The organism is Anoxybacillus flavithermus (assembly GCF_002742685.1).
GTDB lineage: Bacteria > Bacillota > Bacilli > Bacillales > Anoxybacillaceae > Anoxybacillus > Anoxybacillus flavithermus_E.
This window is the reverse complement of record NZ_PEDM01000017.1, coordinates 21,982-44,100: the sequence shown is the minus strand read 5'-3', so window position 1 is coordinate 44,100 and position 22,119 is coordinate 21,982. Positions and strand designations below refer to the sequence as shown.

The 22,119-nt window shown below is 42.3% G+C and carries 10 protein-coding genes; 6 read left to right on the top strand and 4 right to left on the bottom strand.

Annotated elements, in window-relative coordinates:
* Positions 1-68: 68 nt before the first annotated feature.
* The 3 genes from CS060_RS08725 (at position 69) to CS060_RS08715 (ending at position 11,730) form a co-directional block, all read left to right on the top strand.
* Positions 69-3,329, top strand: coding sequence for a S8 family serine peptidase (locus CS060_RS08725; RefSeq protein WP_231563505.1), 3,261 nt, complete (start codon positions 69-71; stop codon positions 3,327-3,329).
* A gap of 44 nt (positions 3,330-3,373) precedes the next feature.
* Complete coding sequence (locus CS060_RS08720) at positions 3,374-9,886, top strand: carboxypeptidase regulatory-like domain-containing protein (RefSeq protein ID WP_035046393.1); 6,513 nt, start codon at positions 3,374-3,376, stop codon at positions 9,884-9,886.
* 71 nt (positions 9,887-9,957) lie between these two features.
* Positions 9,958-11,730, top strand: a complete 1,773-nt coding sequence (locus CS060_RS08715) for an S-layer homology domain-containing protein (protein WP_035046395.1) — start codon at positions 9,958-9,960, stop codon at positions 11,728-11,730.
* Positions 11,731-11,755: 25 nt separating this feature from the next.
* On the opposite strand, the gene CS060_RS08710 is transcribed toward CS060_RS08715, so the two are convergent.
* Entirely contained in the window at positions 11,756-13,597 is a 1,842-nt protein-coding gene (locus CS060_RS08710; RefSeq protein WP_231563506.1) for a stalk domain-containing protein, read from the bottom strand.
* Positions 13,598-13,684: 87 nt separating this feature from the next.
* Positions 13,685-15,607, bottom strand: a complete 1,923-nt coding sequence (locus CS060_RS08705) for a 5'-nucleotidase C-terminal domain-containing protein (RefSeq protein WP_035046399.1) — start codon at positions 15,605-15,607, stop codon at positions 13,685-13,687.
* A 185-nt stretch (positions 15,608-15,792) separates the two neighbouring features.
* Here CS060_RS08705 and CS060_RS08700 point away from each other — a divergent pair, with 185 nt between their 5' ends.
* The 3 genes from CS060_RS08700 (at position 15,793) to CS060_RS08690 (ending at position 20,479) form a co-directional block, all read left to right on the top strand.
* Complete coding sequence (locus CS060_RS08700) at positions 15,793-18,012, top strand: S8 family peptidase (protein ID WP_035046401.1); 2,220 nt, start codon at positions 15,793-15,795, stop codon at positions 18,010-18,012.
* A gap of 264 nt (positions 18,013-18,276) precedes the next feature.
* Positions 18,277-19,719 (top strand): N-acetylmuramoyl-L-alanine amidase, encoded by a 1,443-nt coding sequence (locus CS060_RS08695; protein ID WP_035046403.1) that lies wholly within the window; start codon positions 18,277-18,279, stop codon positions 19,717-19,719.
* 13 nt (positions 19,720-19,732) lie between these two features.
* Positions 19,733-20,479: an S-layer homology domain-containing protein gene (locus tag CS060_RS08690; protein WP_231563507.1), complete on the top strand. Its 747-nt coding sequence runs from the start codon at positions 19,733-19,735 to the stop codon at positions 20,477-20,479.
* 18 nt (positions 20,480-20,497) lie between these two features.
* Here the strand turns inward: CS060_RS08690 and CS060_RS08685 are convergent, their stop codons facing one another.
* Positions 20,498-21,844 carry a SpoIID/LytB domain-containing protein gene (locus CS060_RS08685; protein WP_035046407.1) on the bottom strand — a complete coding sequence of 449 codons (1,347 nt, stop codon included), beginning with the start codon at positions 21,842-21,844 and terminating at the stop codon, positions 20,498-20,500.
* Entirely contained in the window at positions 21,844-22,062 is a 219-nt protein-coding gene (locus CS060_RS08680; RefSeq protein ID WP_035046409.1) for a hypothetical protein, read from the bottom strand. Before CS060_RS08680 ends, CS060_RS08685 begins: the two co-directional genes overlap by 1 nt.
* Positions 22,063-22,119: the final 57 nt, after the last annotated feature.

Genomic DNA, 22,119 nt, shown 5'->3' with positions numbered 1-22,119 from the left:
GATGCCCTATTTGTGTTGGGCTTTTTTATACACTAGCACTGGGGTGAATAGTTACTAATGAACAAGATATGGCGAGTGAAGCGATTGCGCGCGCAACGGAAAATGGAATCGTCGTATCCGTCTCAGCAGGAAACTCAGGTCATTTCGCTTACGGATTTGGCAATCCACTCGCTGAGAATCCTGATATCGGGACTGTTGGAGCCCCAGGTCTAGCAGCAAATGCCCTTCAAGTTGCGGCAACAGGGAATGAAAGATATTTATATGAAACATTTGTGAATGTTGGAAGTTATAGGTTTGTAGGTTATGGAGCAGATAACTGGGTGGAAGCGTTTGGCGATGATCCAGTTGAGTTAGTTTCCCTTGGTGGTGCGTATGGCTTTGTTGAAGATTATGATGGCATAGATGTAAAGGGAAAAGTTGTTCTTGTTCAACGTGGGAAGATTTCATTTTATGAAAAAACAATGAATGCTAAGGAAGCTGGAGCGATTGGTATTATTGTTTACAATAACGGAAACCCGAACTTTTACAAAGATCAAGGTGGATGGGATCTCATTCCATTTATGAAAATCCAAACTGAAGATGGACAAGCATTAGAGGAGCTGATTGCTGATGCTGGTGGTTCGCTTCAAGTCAACTTTGCAGTCAAAGATCAAACCGAAGATCCAGAAATGGGACGAATGACAGACTTTACGTCATGGGGAACGACACCAAGTTTACAGTTGAAGCCAGAAATTTCTGCTCCAGGTGGAAATATTTATTCGACATTGCAAGACAATAAATATGGATATATGAGCGGAACATCGATGGCAGCGCCACATGTAGCAGGCGGTGCAGCGCTTGTTATGCAACATTTAAAAGAACAATTCCCGAATATGGGAACGAAAGAGCGCGCAAAATTAGCAAAAATTTTACTAATGAATACAGCGAATGTAATTACGGATCAAGAAGGTTATCCATTCTCGCCACGTCGCCAAGGTGCTGGAATGATGCAAACGTATGCAGCGGTTACAACGCCGGTATACGTCGTCAATACAACGACTGGTGAGGCGAAAGTCGAACTTGGTGATTTTACAGAGAAGTCAATTAAAATGACATTTACGGCATATAACATGTCAAACGAAGATGTCACATATGACGTGAAAGCGAATGCGTTAACCGATCTTGTAGAAGGGAATCATAACGCTTTAGCAGCACGTCATATAGAGGGAGCGGTCATTTCAACAGAGTCTAATCAAATTACAGTTCCAGCAAATGGGAGCAAAACGTTTTCTATTAAAATTGATTTATCAAACGCGAAAATCCCAACAACTAATGGGGAGGAAGAACTTCACGAAAATATTTTTGTTGAAGGGTTTGTGCAATTGAAAAATGGAACAAAACCAGATTTAACGATCCCATATGTTGGTTTTTACGGCCATTGGGATGAACCGAATATTTTTGATGGTATTGCCGATCTTGGGGAAGCATCGTTTTACGGCTGGTCAACGATGATGGATGAAACGACATCGTTTTTAATGCCGAATGAGGAAGGAAAGTATGCATTTTCTCCAAACGGCGACGGCTTTATGGATCAAATTCAGCCACTGCCAACATTTTTACGCAATGCAAAAGAAGTGCAATACAACATTTTAAAAGATGGGAAACAACTTCGCCGTATTAAATCTGAAAACAACGTACGGAAAAATTTCTTTGATGCCGGAAGTGAGCCGCCATTCTCTTACATGGACGGTCGTCTATGGGATGGAACAACAAAATTCCGATTTGTTCCAGATGGAGAATATGCGTATGAACTAAAAGCAGTCATCGACTATCCGAATGCACGTTGGCAGTCGAAGAAAATTCCAGTTCTCGTTGATACGGTAGCACCGACTTTATCAGTTAACTATGATGAAGAAACAAATACGGTTTCATGGGAAGCTATTGAAAATGGTGCTGGTATTGCTGGTTACGATGTATTCGTAAACGGAGAATCGATTACAGGCGAAACATTGTTATCAAAAGAGGAAACGAGTGTAGAACTTCCACAAGTTTACACAAACGCGGAGGTAACGGTAGCTGCGATTGACTATGCTGGAAACGTCAATTTTGCTTCAACGGTCGTAGCGGATGAAGAAGCGCCAATCATTTCACTATTCTCGCCGAAACCACTTAGCGCGTATGGTTCAAGAGATGTACATGTTTTTGGTGCAATTAGTGATGTGTCAAATGTTGAAGTGACTGTGAATGGAAAGAAAGTGACGGTAATTAATGACCAAATGATCGGCAAATATTTCTCTACGGTTGTGTCATTTGAAAGTGACGGTGTGAAAGACATCCAAGTAACAGCAACCGATGAAAAAGGTCAATCGATTACGATTAACCGTACGGTGTTTGTTGACTCAACTCCAGGGGAAATCGAATTTGTAGAACGTGTGCCGAAGTATGTCACACATGATGTGGACAAGTTTAACTTGCAAGTGAAATTAAAAGATAATTACCGCCATATGCAATTTTATGTCGACGACGATTTTGCTTATGGGGTAGATTTTGAAAGCCCGTTTGTTATGAAAGATTATGAACATACGTATACGCAAGAGTTGCAGCTTGAGGAAGGGCTCAACACATTTGTGCTTACATTAAAAGATCTCGGTGGCCATGTGACACAAAAAGTTGTATCGATTTATCGTCTAGCAGAAGGAGAACATCCGCCAAAAATAGAGATTACAGACACATACGTACAACCAAACCAATTTGTTAGCACAAACCGCCCAGCATGGTTAAGCGCGTATGCAAACGAAGAAGTGACGTGGAAAGTAAAAGTGAAAAATCCAATCGGTGAGGAGCAACAACTTCCAGAACGAGTTGGGCAACAGTACTTTTACTCTTATCGAGTGGCACAAGATGCGATGAACGGCACATATACTGTGACGTTTGAGGCATACGATGCAGAAGGTAAGCTCGTTGATTCGAAAGTTAATACATTCGTTGTATACAACTATGAAACGCTAATTGAAGCGGTAAAAGTGTTAAATGAAAACGGTGAGGAGCAAGCATTATTTAATCAAACGGGTTCTGCTTATGTGATGGCACGTGTTCAAAACTTAGAATCTGCACCAGTCAAACCGCTTGTTATTTTACAAGTGCTTGATGCAAATCGCCGAGTCGTTGGACGTGCTTTCCTAACGATCGATCAACTTGATCCACAGCGAACAAACGGTCTTGGTATGCAATTGCCACTTGCATCTCTTGCGAAAGGCACGTATACAGTAGAAGCATTTGTTTGGTCAGGATGGGATCAAAAAGCAATCGCTGAAGCGAACAAAGATCAAGTTCGATTCCAAGTAGAATAAAGGAGGGGGCTTCCCCTCCTTACTAAAAGAGGAGGAATGACGCAGTGAGGAAAGCGTTATATACGCTACTAGCCATGTTGCTTATTTTTTCATCTTTTGCTCCTTCTATTGCGGTATATGCGCAAGAGGAGAAGAAAACGATTCAAATTGAACTGCCCGAAGGATATAAAGCAGTATGGAAAGCAGATGGTTGGTTAGTCGGTTATAAAGAAGGAGATACTTATTATTCTTCTTGGGAATGGCTGGATGGTGAGCGTGACCAAGCCAATTTAGTTATTCCTGTTGACAAACTAAAACCAGATTTAACGTATGAACTAAGTTTCTCTATCGATATGAAAAATGAACAAAATGAATATGCTGTATATGCGGATACAAGAAAACTGACATACGAACAACTAAAAGCATTGCTTGATGGTGAGACATTGTCTTTACCTACGGATCTCGTGCCGATTCAAGTGACAGGGGAAGGCTCCCCAATTACCAAAGAAGCTTCGGCGGAGTATTACTTATCGACGAAGCATGGTGATTTTGCAGTTTATGCATATGACGCTAAAAGAAAAGTATTCGTTCGCCCACAAAAGATGACTGTGAGTTATCGAGGATTTGATGACGAGAATAACGGTTATGTAGTTTACAAACAATTCGAAGTAAATGGAGAACATCGTGTATTGTCATTTGAGGATGCGTTTCATAACGTTTCAGAGATTGAAATAGAGGGTGATAAAAAATTAGATTCGTTTGTGTTTATGCGTGAAAAACAATCTAGTGCTGTATACGTTGATTCGAATGGAGAAGCTATTTCTCATGTGTATGTGACATCTGATCAATACAAGCATGCTGTTTTTAATGTAGTTGATAATGAGGGATATGTATATGAACTGTTACCTATTGATCTTGATTTTACAACATCTCGTACGTTATCGGTTGCCGGTCAACCTGTATTAGAAAGTACAGATGTATCTTACTGGAAAGATAGTTCGAACGGTACGTCTATTTCCTTAAAAACTGATATGCGTCAAGGTGACTTTAAGTTAAGAAGCATTCAACAGAAAACGAATGGCGTGTATAAGAATATTGAGCCATCGATTCGTATTGTCAATGAACAATGGCAAGAAATCGAGTTTGAGAAGAAGTATGTTGTGGTCGATTATGCCCATATCCGAGTACCTAACTTACCAAATGGTACATATGTAGCATATTACGATCTCCAACTTCCAGATGGAGAAAATATATACTGGAAAAAGCAGTTTACGGTATCAGATGGAACGACACAACCTGTTCCAGAAAAAGAAGTTCATATTCAAACAGACCAAGCTATTTACTCGCCAAATAGTGAAGTAAAGTTGAACGGTTACGTACGTAAAAAAGGTCAAGCTGGTTACGGGATGAAGCCGACGTTAAAAGTCACATCTCCAACAAATGACGTTGTATATACGTATCAATGGAACGATGCAGATATTCAAACAGATGGTTCGATCACCACATCGTTTACACTAAATCAAGCAGTTACGGGTGTATATCAAGTTGAATTAGTGACAGGAACAGGTGAAAGAGCATATACGTCGTTTACTGTTTCTGAAAATGCAGCACCAGTCATCGTTTCGCCACAAGATGGCTCGTTTGTTCGTGGGGATAATAATAAAATTTACATTCATGGATATGCAAAGGCGAATATCGATTTAACGGTACAAGCAAAACAAGGAGAAGAAGTAATTACATCTGTAAAAACAAAATCAGATGCTACAGGACGTTTCTCGGTTGAGTTGGAACTAGCGGACGGAACATATTCATTAGTTCTGTCAGATGGTGAACAATCATCTAAACCTGTAACGATTACAGTCGATACGACACCGCCAGCAAAGCCTGAAGTGACAATCAAAGAAGAAAATAACGAACTCGTTGTAAGTTGGAATGAAGATAAAGACGTTGCTTACTATAATGTCTTGCTTCAAGTGAATGGTGGGGAGTGGCAAACACTTCAGTCTGGCTTGAATAGTCAACAGTATCGTTATTCACCTCTGTTGCCAAATACGACATATCGTTTTAAAGTTGTTGCCGTCGACCAAATAGGGAATAGTAGCGAAGCGGTCGCTGAATGGAAAACGGAAGAATTTGCAGCAACGACATTGAAAGTTCATACGGAACAAGGTTACTTAAAATTAGATGCAAACATCGACATTGAATTATATGGCTCATATAAAGAAGGTTACAAAGCAACAGCGGTTATATATTATGACGGGGAACAAAAAGAAATTGATTTAACGTACGATACGGAGCGTAAAGCATACATTGGGGCGTTCCCAATTGAACAAGGCATGAAGTTTGTTGATAAAGTTGTGGCGTTTATTACAGATGGAAAAGGACAAAAAACGAACGAACTAACAGAAAAAGTTGGAAAGTATGTAGGTGCAACAGTTGAAGGAACAGTACGTGCCAATGGCGAATTGCTAACAAAAGGAAAAGTACAAATTGGTGCATATACAACATCTATTCAGTCCGACGGTACGTTTAAGCTCGAAGGGTTGCCAGAAGGGTTTTACAGTATCGATATTCACGAAGGAAAAGAATGGAATTATGCTGTTTCAACGATTCAATTGCAGTACGGACAAAAAGAGCAAGTAACCATTCATTTACCACAAGAAGTGCGCATTCATTTTGTTGATCAAAATGGGCAGGCAGTAACTGACCGTTTATACGTAGAGATGTACAACGATCGTGCATGGTTTAGTGGATATATTAATCAAAAAGGGCAGTTCGTTTCTTGGGATGATCGTGCATTAAAACGTGTACCAGCTGGAGAGTACAAATTGATCGTGTACGGAAACGGTTTATATGAAACGTTGAAAACAAAAGTTACGATTGATCCAAAGCACAATTATGTAAAAGACCCAATTGAATTCACATTAAACAAAAAAGACATCGAAGTCGTTGATGTCAAGCTAACGTTTAAAGATAAACATGGAAATGTCATTACAGAACCAAATGCATATTTTTATTTATACCAATATGACGTATATCGCACATCGAATTACGAGCTTGGTTTTTACCATTCAACATACCCAGTTGAATATAACGAAGATGGAAGTGTAACAATTCCAAATGTCGTTGTTGCAGATGGTTATTTACTATATACAAGTGTACCTGGGTATATTGCGAAAGAACAAAAAGTAGATATTACAAAAGATCAGCATGATATGACAATTACGCTGGATAGAGCGCTTACAGTAACAGGAAAAATTGCTGATTACGACAAAATGACAAATGTGTGGATGTATGCATATACGGATAGCAGTTATGGTTACGTGTCGTTTGCAGAGGATGGTACATTTACAATTAAAGGACTCAGTGCAAATGAAAAAATCACATATGTCGTCTCAGCAACCGATTATGTCGAAAAGAGAGAGACTGTTGCTGGAGCAAGTGAAGGTGATACGCTTGATCTTGGTACAATTACGTTAGAGAAAGCAAAGTACATTGATGGACGTGTGTATGAAGGAAGTAAGCCACTCAAACATGTGTACGTATATGTATACGATAAAGATGGACAATATGCGGGTTGGGCGCGTACCGATAAAGATGGCTATTTTAAAGTTCGCGGCTTACAACCAGGTACGTACAAACTTGAAGCATGGTATAACGGAAAGACGATTAAACAAGAAGTTGATGTCCAACAGTCACAAACCGTCACGCTTACATTTACAAAAGGAACAGGAAGCTTTGTTGGTGAAGGAAATCGCTTCGTTGCGTCTGCTGACACGATCGTACCAGGCAAAACAATTGATTATAAGTTAACGTATCGAAATAACGGTACTGCAGATGAAGAGAACGTTCCTGTCACGCTTACTTTGCCGAATCATGTGGAGCTTGTCAGCAACTCACTCGTTGTAAACGGACAGCAAGCGACGTTAACGGACGGGAAAGTGACTATTCCTAAAGTAAAAGCTGGTGAATCAGGATCTATTACTTTCCAAGTAAAAGTGAAAGATAATGCGGATGACTTTGTACGTGTTGTTGCGAAGGTTGGAAATGGAGACGAATTATCAGCAACGACAAACGTATTGTTCGTCACTATGCAAGCACCAGCACAAACATCTGAGAAGCAAATAAAAGTATACGGAAAAGCAAAACCGAATGCTGTTGTTGAAGTATATGCAGATGGGAAAAAGTTAACAGAAACAAAAGTAGAAGGTCGTTGGTGGTTTGCGACAGTAACGTTACCTGTAACAAAAGAAAAAGAGTCCTTCCAGCTGTACGCTGTTGTAAAAGAGAACGGACAGCAGCACATGTCTGACGTCTCAACTGTTCAATACGATGCATCTGTTCCAAAAGTGGAAAAGGCAGAAGTATTTGCGGGATGGAATGGCACTGTATCGCTCAATCCTTACACCGGTGTGGCTTCATTTGCCGTTGTTGAGAAAACACCGCTCGACACGAAAATTGTATTTAGTGACGAAGTCGATGAGGCGTGGATTGAGTTTTTAGGTGAGCAGTACAAAATGGAAAAAGAAAGTGATGGAAAAACATTCACATTTGACGGTTCAAAACTCGGCGCTTGGAGCTCGTACGGTGAACAAATGTTACAGCTCATTTTCAAAGCGAAAGGACAAGAAATTCGTCTTCCACTGATGCAAATTATTGTGCTTATTGACCCATCAGGTTATGTGTTTGAAGGTAGCATGGAGAACCGTTTAGAAGGTGTAACAGCGGAAGTACAACAGCTACAAGGCGATGAATGGGTTAAATGGAATGCGGAATTTTACGGTCAAGTCAACCCGCAAGTGACAGATGAGAATGGTCGATACGGTTGGGATGTCATTAGTGGCAAATGGCGTGTTGTATTCTCAAAAGAAGGTTATGAGACATATATATCACGTATTGTAGACGTTCCGCCAGCAGAAACACAATTGAATGTGCCACTTGTCCGTCAAAGTAATCCGCGCGTAGAAGTAGCAACGCCTGCAACAAATGCGGAAAACGTAGATACGAATGCAAACATACAAGTTACATTCGATCGATTAATGGACAAATCGTCGATCGAACAAGGTGTAAGTGTGTATGAAGTGAAAAACGGACAAAAGACGAAAGTATCGGGTACGTTCACGTATGAGCGCATGTTTAACGGCTATAAGTCTGATGAAAGTAAAAAAGATCATAGTTTACTAGATGGTAAGGGTGAAAGTGGTTGGTTTATTGAAGATGAAACGAAAAAACTTGTCCAATCGTTCACATTTAAGCCAAATACATCGTTCAAATATGGTACGACATATGAAGTAGTCATAGACTCGCACGTAAAAGACTACGCCGGCAAGGCAATGACGAATTATACGTACACCTTTACAACAAAGCAACAGCCAGCAAGTTCAACACCAACGCCAGGAGGATCATCAGGTTCTGGTTCGGGAGGAGCAACAAACCCAACACCAACTCCGTCAACAGGTGTTGGCAAAGAAGTGATTGTAAATGGTGAAAAGACGGTCGAATTATCTACAGAGCGTGTGTTAGAAATGGCGAAAAACGTCGCTACAGTAAACATTGCGGTTGAGCGTAAACAAGGCGAACAAAACGTTCATACGCTTAGCGTACAATTGCCAAAACAGTTAGCTGAGGCATTATTGGCTAACGGAAAGTCGATGTCGGTTGAGATGGACGGGGTCAACATTGCTTTATCTAAAGAAGTGTTGAAATCATTTACGAAAGCTGACGTCAAACTATCTGTGAACGTCAAAGAGATGAAACAAGAGACAGAAGGCAAAGTGCTTGCCCCTGTATACGAATTGTCTGCGAAAACAGTTGATGGTCAACATGTAGTAAGTGAAAAGCCTGTCACCGTTGCATTTCACGTGACTTCTACACCTGTAGATGCTCGCAAAGCAGCAGTGTATCGCTTCAATGGTCAGTCTTATGAATACGTTGGCGGTGTGTATAGTCAGTCGAAAAAACAATTTGTCGTTTCACTCGATGCGTTCGGCACGTTTGTGGTTGTAGAACAAAATAAAACATTTAACGATGTAACGAGCCGATTAGCTTGGGCGAAAGAAGAAATTGAAGTACTTGCATCACGTACCATCATTCAAGGGATGACAAAAGATCGGTTTGCACCGAACGAATCGATTACACGGGCTCAATTTGCTGTATTGCTTGCACGAGCATTGAAGTTACCTGTTTCTTCATACAGCGGTGTATTTGTAGATGTGCCAGCAACACTTTCTTGGGCAGCACCATACATTGAAGCTGCATATCGCGCAGGAATCGTTCAAGGAAGTAACGATCTCTTTAAACCGGATGCTGCGATTACTCGTGAACAAATGGCAACGATGCTTGTACGTGCTCTGGCGTACAAAAATGAAAATATAAAAGGCAATGAGTCGATCACGTTTGCGGATGAATTAGAAATTGCGCCGTATGCCCGCGAACATGTGCGCTTAGCTGCTTCATTGCAGTTAATTCGTGGTACGGTTGTTAATGGTAAACTAGTATTTAAGCCAAAAGCGAATGCTACGCGTGCAGAATCAGCTGTTATGTTGTATCGCTTACTTCAACAACTAGGGGAATTTTAATGAATAAAGAATGGCTTCTGTCAAATAGACAGCAAGCCATTCTTCTATACTATACTTTGGGAGGATGACAGATGAAAAAAGGAATAGCAACTTTATTATGTTTGTTGCTGATCTTCTCTTCTTTTCCTGCATGGGCAGCCGGGGTTACTGTATCAACAGATAAACCTTCTTATGTGCGGGGAGAAAAGGTGAATATCTTTGGAAATGTACAAGGAAGAGGGACAAAGCCGACATTAACTGTGCGAGGTCCTAATCAATCGGTTGAATACACATATCAGTGGAATGATAGTGAAATTAGTACTGATGGTGCTGTACAGACGTTTTTTACATTAAGAGATAATGCAGCGTATGGTACATATACCGTCACTTTAAAAGCAAGTAGCGGAGAAGCGACAACAACATTTGTCGTGGAAGAACCAAAAAAAGAAAAAGTAATTGAATTGACTGCACAATTAAACGCTCCTTCTTATGTGGAAGGAGACACAGTTACTGTTTCAGGCATAGTAAAAGAAGATGGAAAAGCGCTAAGTACAAGTGTGCAAGTGACATGGATGAAAAACGGAACAACGTTAAGACAAGAAAGTGTTTTTTCAAATAATAATGGACAATACACTCATACATTTCGTGTCATTGAAACCGGTTCTTATATTGTTAAAGTGGAGGCTCTAGGAAAAACAGTCGAAAAAAGCTTTACTGTTTCCGCAGCCCCAACACCGACGCCTAGTCCGGCGCCGTCACCAAGCCCAAATCCAATGCCAACACCGACGCCAAAACCGTCACCTCAACCCACTCCATCAAAAGGAGAGAATGTGGATGAGGCGGTACGTCAGCAGTTGCAGTCATCGGTGTCAACTGTGACGGTTCAAGTAGAGAAGCAAGCAATTGTTTCTGCAGCAATAGTCGGTGAAATCGTAAAAGCGAATAAACCGTTAGCTGTTCAAACAAGTGGTGCAACAGTAGCGATTTTACCGGCTACGTTACAGTCGTTTGACGCCCGCTCAAGTGTAACGGTTACAGTTATTCCTGTGCAAAAAAGCGAAGCGTACCGAGCATACGACTTCTCTATTCAAGTAGATGGAAAAAAATATGATCGTTTATTTCAGCAGCCAATTGAAATTCGCATGAATGTTGGTAAACAAGTAAAAAATGTTGACTATACAGCAGCGTATTATTGGAATGAAGAGACAAAGCAGTGGGAGTATGTTGGTGGGACATTGAAAGGAGAAGAATGGATTGCTTCCGTATCTCATTTCTCCACATATGCAGTCATCGAGCAATTTAAAACGTTTGCTGATGTGAAAACGCATTGGGCGAAAACGTATATTGAATCATTAACATCGCGTATGGTTCTTAAGGGAATGAAAGAAAATGAATTTGTTCCGAACGGAAATGTAACGCGTGCGGAATTTGCTGTATTATTGGCAAGGGCGTTGCATTTGCCAAAGACGACATATAAAGGAACATTTACGGATGTAAACGAAAAGTTGAGATGGGCTGTTACTGAAATTGAGGCAGCCAGTGCAGCTGGCATTATTCAAGGAAATGGGGGACGCTTTGACCCACACGCTCCTATTACGCGTGAGCAAATGGCAACGATGATTGTACGTGCGATTCAATACAAAAATGAACAAGTGTTAGAAAGAGCAAAAGAAAGAAATGTGTCATTTACGGATGCTTCCACAATCGCGCCGTACGCCCGTGAAGATGTGCAGTTGGCTGCGAAACTACAAATTATTGATGGGAAAATGCAGAATGGTCAACGGGTTTTCGAGCCAAAAGGGAAGGCAACGCGCGCACAAGCAGCAAAAATGTTGTATGAAATGCTTCGATTGCTGAACGAATAAAAGGATGTCCATCGCGGACATCCTTTTATTTTCTCACCGTCGAAACTTCAACCCCAAGTGGCAGTGCAGCTCCGCCTGCATGCATAAATTCAAGCGAGATCATGTCTTGATTTGAAAAGACGATATAGTCGACAGATGCAGATTGTGTAAATGGCCGAAGCGGCGGGATGACATAGACGACACCGTTTACTTTTACAGCCCCACAATATGACCCGCCGCGGGCGCTAAAACGGAGGCGAACCGTTTGTATTTCCCCCGTTTCATTTTGAATCGGAAGCGATAGACGGTACGTTAAGCCGTAATGACCGGGATTGTGCACCGTTTCGGTCGGGTCGCTTAATGCATTGGCAACGGAAAGAAGATGATCTGTTTTTCCGTTTGATATGCTGTAGGCGACTGGTTCGTTATCGATCGTATATGTCGGCAACGTGGCTTCTAACGTTGTTCCTTTCCACACGCCGCGCGGATGAGTCGCATAAGAATCAAGTGGTGCGAGCGTAGGAGAAATCGTTGAGAAATTCGCTGACGAGCTTGTGACGACTGTGCGAATGCGATAGTTTCCTGTACCGTTTTCTTGCTGAATGGTGAAGTCATATAAAAATCCGAGCAGTTGGTTGTTTGACACATCAAACGCTTGAATGACTGCGCTCGTTCCTGCTTTCACTTTCACCGTTGGTGCGGTTGTGAGCGCTTGTCGTAGCACCGTTTCAGCCAGTGGTAAACCGACATCGTAATGTCCCCAACTGTTTGGACTTGTTCGGGATGTTCCTTTTATATTCGTGACAATGATGTCGTTAGAAGAACGATTGTCAACAATAATGGCGACAGTGGCGCGAGTGCCTAAGTTGTTGACGTGCCAGCCAAATACGCGATGGTCCATCGTTCCTTGTTGTCCTTGCACGTGATCAAGTGCTAACGTCGCTTGCTGATTTGGCACAGAAACAGGTGTTAACACTTCTGGGTTGTCGCTTATTAATAGACGACGGTCATCAGCCATTTTTGGTGTTGTCACGTGCTGTGGGACAGCAATTGAAGTTTCGGCGATTGGCAGTAACGGACTGCGAAACGTCGTTCGAGGAATCGAGAAAAATAAATCGTTATTTCCGTTTCGAGTCATTTGTGCGCCAAAAACAGTCATGACCCATGAAGCAGATACGTACCATTCATCGTTTAGTCGAATTGGTGCAAGCGGTGCGACAATCTGATGATCATCAACTACTAATTCTTTTTTTCCTTCTGTAATTGTCATTTGTCCGCGAGATAAGCGAACGAGCATCGTTTCCTCTGTTTCAATCCAATCAACATTTACATCGATCGCTGTTAACAATTTTTTTAACGGAACATATGTATATACCCCATCCGTCATGGTGTTGTTTGTAACTTTCGTTTGGTTCACGTACACTGCCCCAGCACTTGTCTGGAGAACTGACCAAAAGATGCGCACCTCTTTTCCAGTCCATTGCACGTTGGCGTCAAGCGCTTCAGCGACAAACCGAATAGGGACAAACGTGCGCCCTTTGTAAATGATTGGTGGGGCGTCAAGTGTAACGGTTTGATCATTGATTGTCGCTGCCGATGATTGAACTGTAAGAAAAATAACCTTTTTATTTTTTTGAACCGTTACTTGTTTTGTGTTTGCATTCCAAAAAACATTTGCCCCCATCGTTTGAGCGATCGCTCGAAATGGGACGAGAATGCGATTGTTCACCATAATCGGCGATGCATCTGTTTGTAGCGCTTTTCCGTTTGAGATGATGGGGATATGCATCGGTCGAATACTTGTTGCCTCGGTAGATGTTGGGATAGATGAAAAGATCATGAGTGCAATGAGTGCATATCCAATAATTTTTTTAAACAAAACTACCACTCCTTCCCAACACATTATACCATATCATTTCCTTTTGTCACGTATTTTGGAATTTAACGCAATAAAAGACGCCCATGTGGACGTCTTTTATTGATTCGTGACAGTTATTCTCCCTTCTACCGTTGGAATCGGTTTTTGTGATTGTAAATAGTTCATGACGACGGTGCTTAACAATTCACCGCTATCAAATTCGAGTTTGCTTGCGGCGAACATGTCGTAGCCGTCGCCGCCTTTTGCGATAAAGTCGTTTGTGGCAACGGTATACGTTTTCGTTTCATCAAGCGGTTGTCCGTTAATTTGAACGGATGTAATGCGCGATCCGGCTGGTTTTGTCGGATCAAATGTGAAACGAATACCTGAAACGTGCGGGAAACCTCCATTTTGTTCAGGATAGAGCCGCACGCCGTGTTCAAGCGCTTTTTTCAAATCTGCTCCACTCATCGATACTTTCACAAGTGTATTGGCAAAAGGTAATGTTGTTAGCACGTGATTGCGTGTGACATCTCCTTTTGGAATGGAAGCGCGAATCCCACCACCATTTGTTAGGGCAACATCGGTTTGTAGCGCTTGGCGCATCGCATCAGCAATGAGGTTGCCAAGGTTTGTTTCTTTCGTCCGTACGTTTGCGCGTTCGCCGTCTAAGTTAACGTCAATGGTTGCGAGCACTTGTTGTAGCGTAGCATCTACATTTGATTTGTACGTGTCAACGATCGCTCGAATGTTTGCATCTTCTTGTTTTGTTGCATGATCGCGATATAAGAAGCCGTTGACGCCGATTAGTTTGCCTTTGTAGAATAATAAATTCGTTTGTCCGAGCGCTTTTCCGTATTCAAACGCTTGCGAAACGTATGCATATTTAAATTTTTTCGGTGCTTCAATTGTATCGTGGCTATGACCGCCGAGAATGACATCGACGCCCGATACGTTGTTTGCCAGTTTTTCGTCTGTTTGTAAGCCAGAGTGTGATAAGACGACAATGTGGTCTACTTTTCCTTTTAATTCACTTACGAGTTGTTTTAACGTCGCTTCTTCATCGGCGAATGTAATGCCAACAATGCCTGCAGGATTTGTTTTTACTGCTGTATCTGTCGCTGTTAAACCGACAAGGGCAATTTTTTTATTGCCGACTTGTTTAATCGTATAGGCAGGTAAAAATGGTTGTCCGTTTTTATAAATGTTTCCGCTAACGACTGGGAATTGAACCGCTTGTTTTAGCTCAAGCAAACGGTTTTGACCGTAGTTGAAATCGTGGTTGCCTGGAACCATTGCATCGTATTTCATCGCATTCATCAAATCAACGACAGCTTGTCCGCTATTTAAATTAACATATGTAGTCCCATGAAACGTATCGCCTAAATCGACAAGTAACGTTTGTTTATTTTTTTGACGCGCATCTTGAGCAATTTTTGCGATTTTTGCAAAGCCCATTTCCCCGTTCTTTTCGTTCGCAATAATGCGGCCATGTGTATCATTTGTATGAATGAATGTAATTTTTTCAATATTTGTTTCGTATCGTTTTAAAATCGTTTTTGTTTGCTCAGCTGTGAGCCATTGTTGTGGTCGAATCGTTTTATCGCTATATCCTTGGAGCAACCCGAGATGAAGAGCTGCAGCGAGCGATTGTTTTGCCCAAGGCTTTGTCGCTTCTCCATCTTTGTACAATTTAAATACGTTCGTTGCGTAGTGATGACGAAGTTGTAACGAGCGAATGAGAAAGACATATGCTTGTTCACGTGTTAGTTTTTCATTTGGCGCAAATGTCGTTTCCGTCTTTCCGCTTGCGATGCCAAGACGAATAGCTGCTTCGACGTAAGGTGCAAGTTGTGGGTCAACGTCTGTAAAAGGAAGATCTTTTACTTCACTTTTGACATCGACTCCAAGCGTCGTAATCAGTTGTTGAATAAACTCCCCGCGTGTTACATGTTCGCTTGCTTCAGATGCTTGTGGTTGGAGAACGAAGGCAACCGCAAACATACAAGCAAGCACAAGCCATTTTTTCATTTTGTACATCTTTTTTCCTCCTTCTATTTCATTATGAATCTTCTACATTATAACAAAATTCTACAAATATTTTTTATTAAAATATTAAAAAACTATTATTTTTCAGTTAAATGCCTATTTTATGTAGTTGCGATTTTTGTCTATTCATGCCGAAGGGAAGGCGATACAATGGAAGTACGTAGGAGGTGGCAAGTGTGAACAGGTGGTTATGGCTATGTGTTGTTTTCTTTTTATTTCCTTGCGTCGTCCAAGCGAACGAAAAAGAGGAATGGATCGTGCAAGTGCGGCATCCGTCAAATTTCTCTTATATCCAATCATACGTTGTAGATACGGTCGGATCGTTTGCGAAAGTGGCGGTAACAGAAGAAGAACGGGAAAAGATCTCTCGCTTGCCGTTTGTTTTAAAAATGGAGAAAAACGATATGAAGCAAGCTGCGATTGATGACCCGTTGTTTTCTGAGCAATGGTCTTTGCCGATGATTCGTTGGTCCATGCCTTCGCTAACATCTATGAATCGGCTGATCGGTAAACAGATGATTGTTGATGGACGAGAATACGTGTACGATGGTGAATCGTTTGAAGGGGAACATATCGTCATTGCGCTCGGAGAAGAAACATTATCTCGCCTTTCTGTCACAGTCGATCATATCGAAGGACCGTGGCGTATACAGGTGAAAGATGAAACAGGGGCGATGTTAGGGGAGAACGAAGGAGAACTTGCTCGTCTGGATGTTCTTCTCTCTCGTCCTTCCTCAACGGTTCATTTATATGTTACGGCACCAAATTGGACAAAAGCTCCGCGCATTATGGAATTGAAAGGGGTTAATCATATTCTCATTGCGGTCGTCGATTCGGGCGTCGCATCACATGAAGATTTAAGCGATCATGTGCTATATAGTGTCAGCGTGGATTATGCAGAAAACAAGCGATATGCCGATGATACATTTGGACATGGGACGCATGTGACGGGGATTTTAGCTGCTAGCGTCAATAACGGAAAAGGAATAGCAGGACTGATTGGGGACGCGCCAATCGATATTTTACCAATTAAAGTGTTAGACCGTTACGGAGTCGGCGGTGACTTTGAAATTGCCAAAGGGGTCAAATACGCGCTTGAGCACAGCGCTTCCATTATTAATTTAAGTTTAGCCGGTCAAGGAGAAACAGAAGTGTTAAAATCGATCATCGAAGAAGCTGTAAAACGTGGTGTGCATGTTGTGGCGGCGGCTGGCAATAGTCATATGCTGACGACAAACATTTATCCTGCGAGTTATCCTGGGGTCATTACGGTAGCGGCCATTGATCGAAAACAAAATCCTCTTTCTATTTCAAATTACGGTTGGGATGTGGAAGTGAGTGCCCCAGGAGATTTTTTAATTAGCACATATTTATCTGGCTATCGTACGATGCGAGGAACATCGATGGCAGCGCCGCACGTTTCGGCATTACTTGCGACGTTGCAGGCGATGTATCCTGAAGAAGATGCGATTCAACTTCGGAAACGTTTATGGAAAACAGCAAAAGACGTGTATTGGCGCGGATATGATATATATACCGGATATGGAATGATACAGTGGCAACAAGCCATCGCTTTATCGACTCCACTAGGCATCGACTGGCTAAATTTACAGCCGGGACAGCCCATTGAAAAAAATCGCACGTATATTTTAGGTTTGTCTTCTCGCTTTGTCGGGAAACAAGGTCATCTTTTTGTGAACGGAAAGCTCGTTCATTCGTTTAACGTAGCTAAAGAAATGATGCCGTTTCGTTTGTTTGATTTAGCTAAACAACAAGGAGATGTGGCGGTTGTCATTACCGACGATCAAAAACGAGTAGTCGCCTATGACGTCCGTTCCGTTCCTATTCGAACGGCAACGTTTTCTGATGTAAAAAAAACGTATTGGGCATATGATGCGATCATGCAAGCACAGCAACTACAGGTCATACGCGGACTTCCAAGCGGATTGTTTCGTCCAAATGATCGTGTCACACGCCGACAAAGTATCGTCATGCTTTCTCGTTTATTCCGATGGGAGGTACCGTCCATCTTGCAATCTCCATTTGCCGATGTGCCACTTACATCAACTGATGCGCTTATTATTGCAACAGCTGCGGAAAAAGGAATTGTGAAAGGGAATGGGGAACGAGCATTTTTACATGAGCAACTGACGCGTGGACAGTTTGCTTTACTCCTCGTGCGTGCGCTTCAACTAGAGAACGAGCCGATTCGTTCTGTTTACCCATTTCAAGATATAACACAACAACATATGTGGAAAGCGGTGCAGTTGCTAGCGGAACGAGGGATCGTGGCAAAAACCCCATATTTTCATCCGAATGAACCTGTGACGAGAGCGCAAATGTGCGCCATGCTTGTACGTACGTCGACATTTATTCGACAAAATCCGACAAAATGAGCATAAAAAAAGCCCCGCCATTTCCAGAGGGCGGGGAGGCTGACTTAGCAACCAAAACCTTATCGCATAAGTAAGTATAGCCTTTTTATAAAAAAAATCACTACAAAAATAATAACTTTGTTGTATAAATTTGTCGTTTAGTGTCGTTTTTTGTCGAAAAAGATAGAGATGTGCCGAAAAGAAAAATATGCGTTGTCGGGTATGGAAAAGGTTAGGATTGTTTGTTATGCTTAATGGTAGAAAAATGTCGAAAGGGAGAAGAACATGCTGGGGAAACGTGGCGTATATTGTTTGTTGATCGTTTTTCTTGCTTTTTTTTCTGTTCCCTTGCATAGTTGGGCAAACACAGAATCAAAGCAAGAAGGACGATTTGTTGATGTCGGGGACAATCATTGGGCAAAAAATGAAATTGATTTTTTAGCAAATGCGCAAATTATTAACGGTTATCAAATTGGACAAACATCAGAGTTCCGCCCAGCGCAATCGGTGACGCGGGCAGAAGCGGCAAAAATGATCATTAGCGCTCTTGGGCAAACAGAGTGGAACGAGGGAACGTTGCCATTTCAAGATATTCCAGCAAATCATTGGGCGCGTGGCTGGATTGCGCGTGCGGTACAGCTTGGCGTTATGGGGGGAGACGGTACGACGAATTTTCGTCCAAATGACAGTCTTTCCCGCGCCGAAATGAGCATCGTTCTTGTGAACGCTTTTTCTCTTCCAAGCAAAGGTGCTGCGGTTGAGGCCGCGGCGGTATTTAAAGACACAGTGGGACATTGGGCGCTTGCGCACATTAATCGCCTATATTATCACGGTATAGCGAACGGACGGGACGGACAATTTTTCCCGAAAGACGCCATCTCTCGTGCTGAATTTGCGACGTTGTTAGCTCGGACGATTAACGATCAGTTCCGTTTGCCGTTGCCGGACTTAATCGAACAAGGAAAAACAAATATTCAAGGAACGGTGACGATTTCTACGCTAAATGTTCGACAAACGCCGTCAACGACAGGAACGCTTGTTGGAACATTGCAAAAAGGACAAGTTGTGGATGTGTACGATATAAGCGGATATTGGGCAAAAATTGCTTATAATGGTCAGTTTGCTTACGTGCATAAAACATATTTAAAATTGCGAAATATCGCAGGCTCACCTGTGAAAGGGCGCATTATTGTCGTCGATGCCGGGCATGGCGGGAAAGATCCCGGTGCGATAAGCGGGGGAGCAAATGAAAAAACGATTGTGCTTGAAGTAGCCAAATTGTTAAAAGATAAACTTGAAAAAGCAGGTGCAACGGTTATTATGACGCGGGAGACTGATGTGTACCCAACGCTGCAAGATCGTGTCGATATTGCAAAAAATAACTATGCCGAAATGTTTGTCAGCATTCACACAAATTCAGCGACGAACACAAGTGCGAAAGGAGCAGAAGTGTATTACGATTCATCAACGAATCCGAATGCTGAAGAAAGCAAAAAATTAGCGCAATACATTCAAGAGGAGATTGTCCGCATGGCGAATATGGTCGATCGTGGCGTAAAAAATAGCGGGCTGTATGTGTTGCGCAACAATAGCGTCACGAGTGTACTCGTTGAACTTGGATTTATTTCTAACGCCGAAGATCGTGCCAAGTTGACATCGTCAGAGTATCAAAATATATATGCAGAAGCGATTTATCAAGGTATTGTAAAATACTATACAGCGCAATAGAGGGGGTGGCGTGGTGAGAAGGTGGATTCTCTTCGTTGTTTCTGTTAGCGCGCTTTTACTAGCAGCATGCGAACAGGAACATGCGGGGGCAAGCGAAGAACAAGAGATAGCGACAGCACCATGGACGGAACAACAGTTAACAGATACGGATCGCCGTTTAAGTCAAATCGACGAAAAAATGAAGCAGCTCGAACAACAGCTAGCAAAAATGAAAACAGCTGCGGAATCGCCGCAAGCGTTTAAAGATGTTCCGATCGGTCATTGGGCGTATGTGCCAGTCACCCGTTTATATCGTGAAAACATTGTCGGTGGCGTTGGCAACGGTTTATTTGCTCCAAACCAAGCGATTACGCGCGCGCAAGCAGCAGCGATGCTTGTAAGGGCGTTTCAATTGCCGCTATCGAATAAGCCATCGATTTTTGCGGATGTTCCCAACTCCCATCCGTTTGCGCGTGAAATTATGACAGCATATGAGGCGGGCTTTGTCGGAGGGTATCCGAACAATCGCTTCGCCCCTCGAGAATCAATGAAGCGAAAACATATGGCGATGATTATTCAACGCGCTTTTCGCCTGCAGGCAACGTCAGCACCATATGCAGGATATAAAGATGTAGCGAGTGGAACAGAAGGAGCGTTAGAAATTCGCATCATCTCCCAACACGGTATTGCAGAAGGGGATAGCGGTTATTTTTATCCAGAACAACCGACGACCCGCGCTCATTTTGCGACGTTTATGCATCGTGCGTTACAAATCAAATAGGCTGTGCACAGGCACAGCCTATTTGATTTTTTTCACTTCAATGCCTTTATAATAGTACTTTAAAATTTGATCGTACGTAAATCCTTTTTCTGCCATAGAGCGTGCGCCCCATTGACTCATGCCGAGGCGATGCCCCCAGCCATTGCCTGTGAATATAAATTCAGTTGGGGCAGTTGGATAGTACATCGTTCCATTTTCCGTACGAATCGAAGTATTTCCGTTTGAAATGATCGTTTGTCCGCTATTCGTTTGAAGCGCATAGCCAGCAATATGGTCAACCGTTTGTTCTGAACCGTCCGCAAGTTTTATTTTTACATTGGTATTTCCTTTCACATCAAAGGCAATACTTTTTAATGAAACGCCAAAAAATGAACGAAACGCATCAGCAGATGAGACGAAAGAAGGGCGAGCTTGTACAACTCGTTTTTGTCCTGTTGTTGGGTTATACACGATTGCTTCCATTTGTTGTACGCTTCCTGCATTTGTTTTTTGCGTCACACGAAGCGATACGACTTGTTCGTTTGTTAGTTTAAATTTTGATGATACTGTATTGACTCCTACTTTTGTATCCCATCCGTAGTGCGGATTGCTCGCATGGCGATCGTACGGATCGGACACCGAGCGAATGTACGGAACGGTGCTACTCCACACATTTTCGCTATTTTCTGTATTCCCGCCAGAACTTGAGTGAAAGTATGCAGGAATGGGCTCATTTTGATACGTCGCATATATTCCTGCTGTTTCATTGACTGCTGCTGTGGATGTGGCTTGTTCTTTTGATTTGCCACCGTATACTTGGCTAGCAACGGTCATTTGTAAAAACGATGACTTTTTCAGTTGAGCGTATGCGTAGCTGCGTGCTGCAACCGCTTGTGCTTTTAACGCTTCTTTATGCCAAGATGATGGCATTTCTCCAGGGACAACGCCTTTTAAGTAATCTTCCATATCTAATGTATTAAATAAGTTCGGTGCGGTCGCCCCCGGAGTAATTTCAAAAGAGCCGCGATATGCTACAGGTGCTGATGTGCCGTTTGCTTGTTGAATGCTGCCGATTGTGACGTCATGTTGATCGTTTCTTGTCACTTCATCTAATAAAAAACCGCTTGTCGATGTGTAAGAAACGCCATTAATCGTGGCGACAACCGCCCCATTCGTTTGCGAAAAGGCAATCGGATTTGTAAATGGGATGGCTTGTTTCGTTTTTAAATCAATAAGCTGATAGTTTCCATTCGCTGTTGCAAGAAACGTTGCTGTTGGCAATAGTTTTACTTTTACAGGCGTCGGATACGATACAGCATCAACCGATGTTGGTAGAAAAAGAATTAAGATGAAAGTAACTAACACCCATCGAATGCTTTTCATCATTATTTCGCCGCCTCTATTTGTTGTTTCAATTTCTCGACTTCTTGTTCAAGCTGTTGAACACGTTGTTCAAGTTTCGTGACGCGCTCATTTAGCGGATTTAGTTTCGCTAGTACCCATTCTACGCTTGCTAAAACAGGCTCGCTATTTGCCAATGCTTTCGATGTCGATACGGTTAACATCGCTGCAAGCAACATCACGACAATCGTTCTTTTTTTCACCAGTCTTCTCCTCCCTTAACTCTATCTATCTCACATTATTATAACAAATGATTTCAA

What these genes read in the sequence shown, in the direction of transcription:
- CS060_RS08695 (WP_035046403.1), top strand. Translation starts at nt 18,277, where the DNA reads ATGCTGGGGAAACGTGGCGTATATTGTTTGTTGATCGTTTTTCTTGCT.
- CS060_RS08705 (WP_035046399.1), bottom strand. Translation starts at nt 15,607, where the DNA reads ATGTACAAAATGAAAAAATGGCTTGTGCTTGCTTGTATGTTTGCGGTT.
- CS060_RS08725 (WP_231563505.1), top strand. Translation starts at nt 69, where the DNA reads ATGGCGAGTGAAGCGATTGCGCGCGCAACGGAAAATGGAATCGTCGTA.
- CS060_RS08685 (WP_035046407.1), bottom strand. Translation starts at nt 21,844, where the DNA reads ATGATGAAAAGCATTCGATGGGTGTTAGTTACTTTCATCTTAATTCTT.
- CS060_RS08715 (WP_035046395.1), top strand. Translation starts at nt 9,958, where the DNA reads ATGAAAAAAGGAATAGCAACTTTATTATGTTTGTTGCTGATCTTCTCT.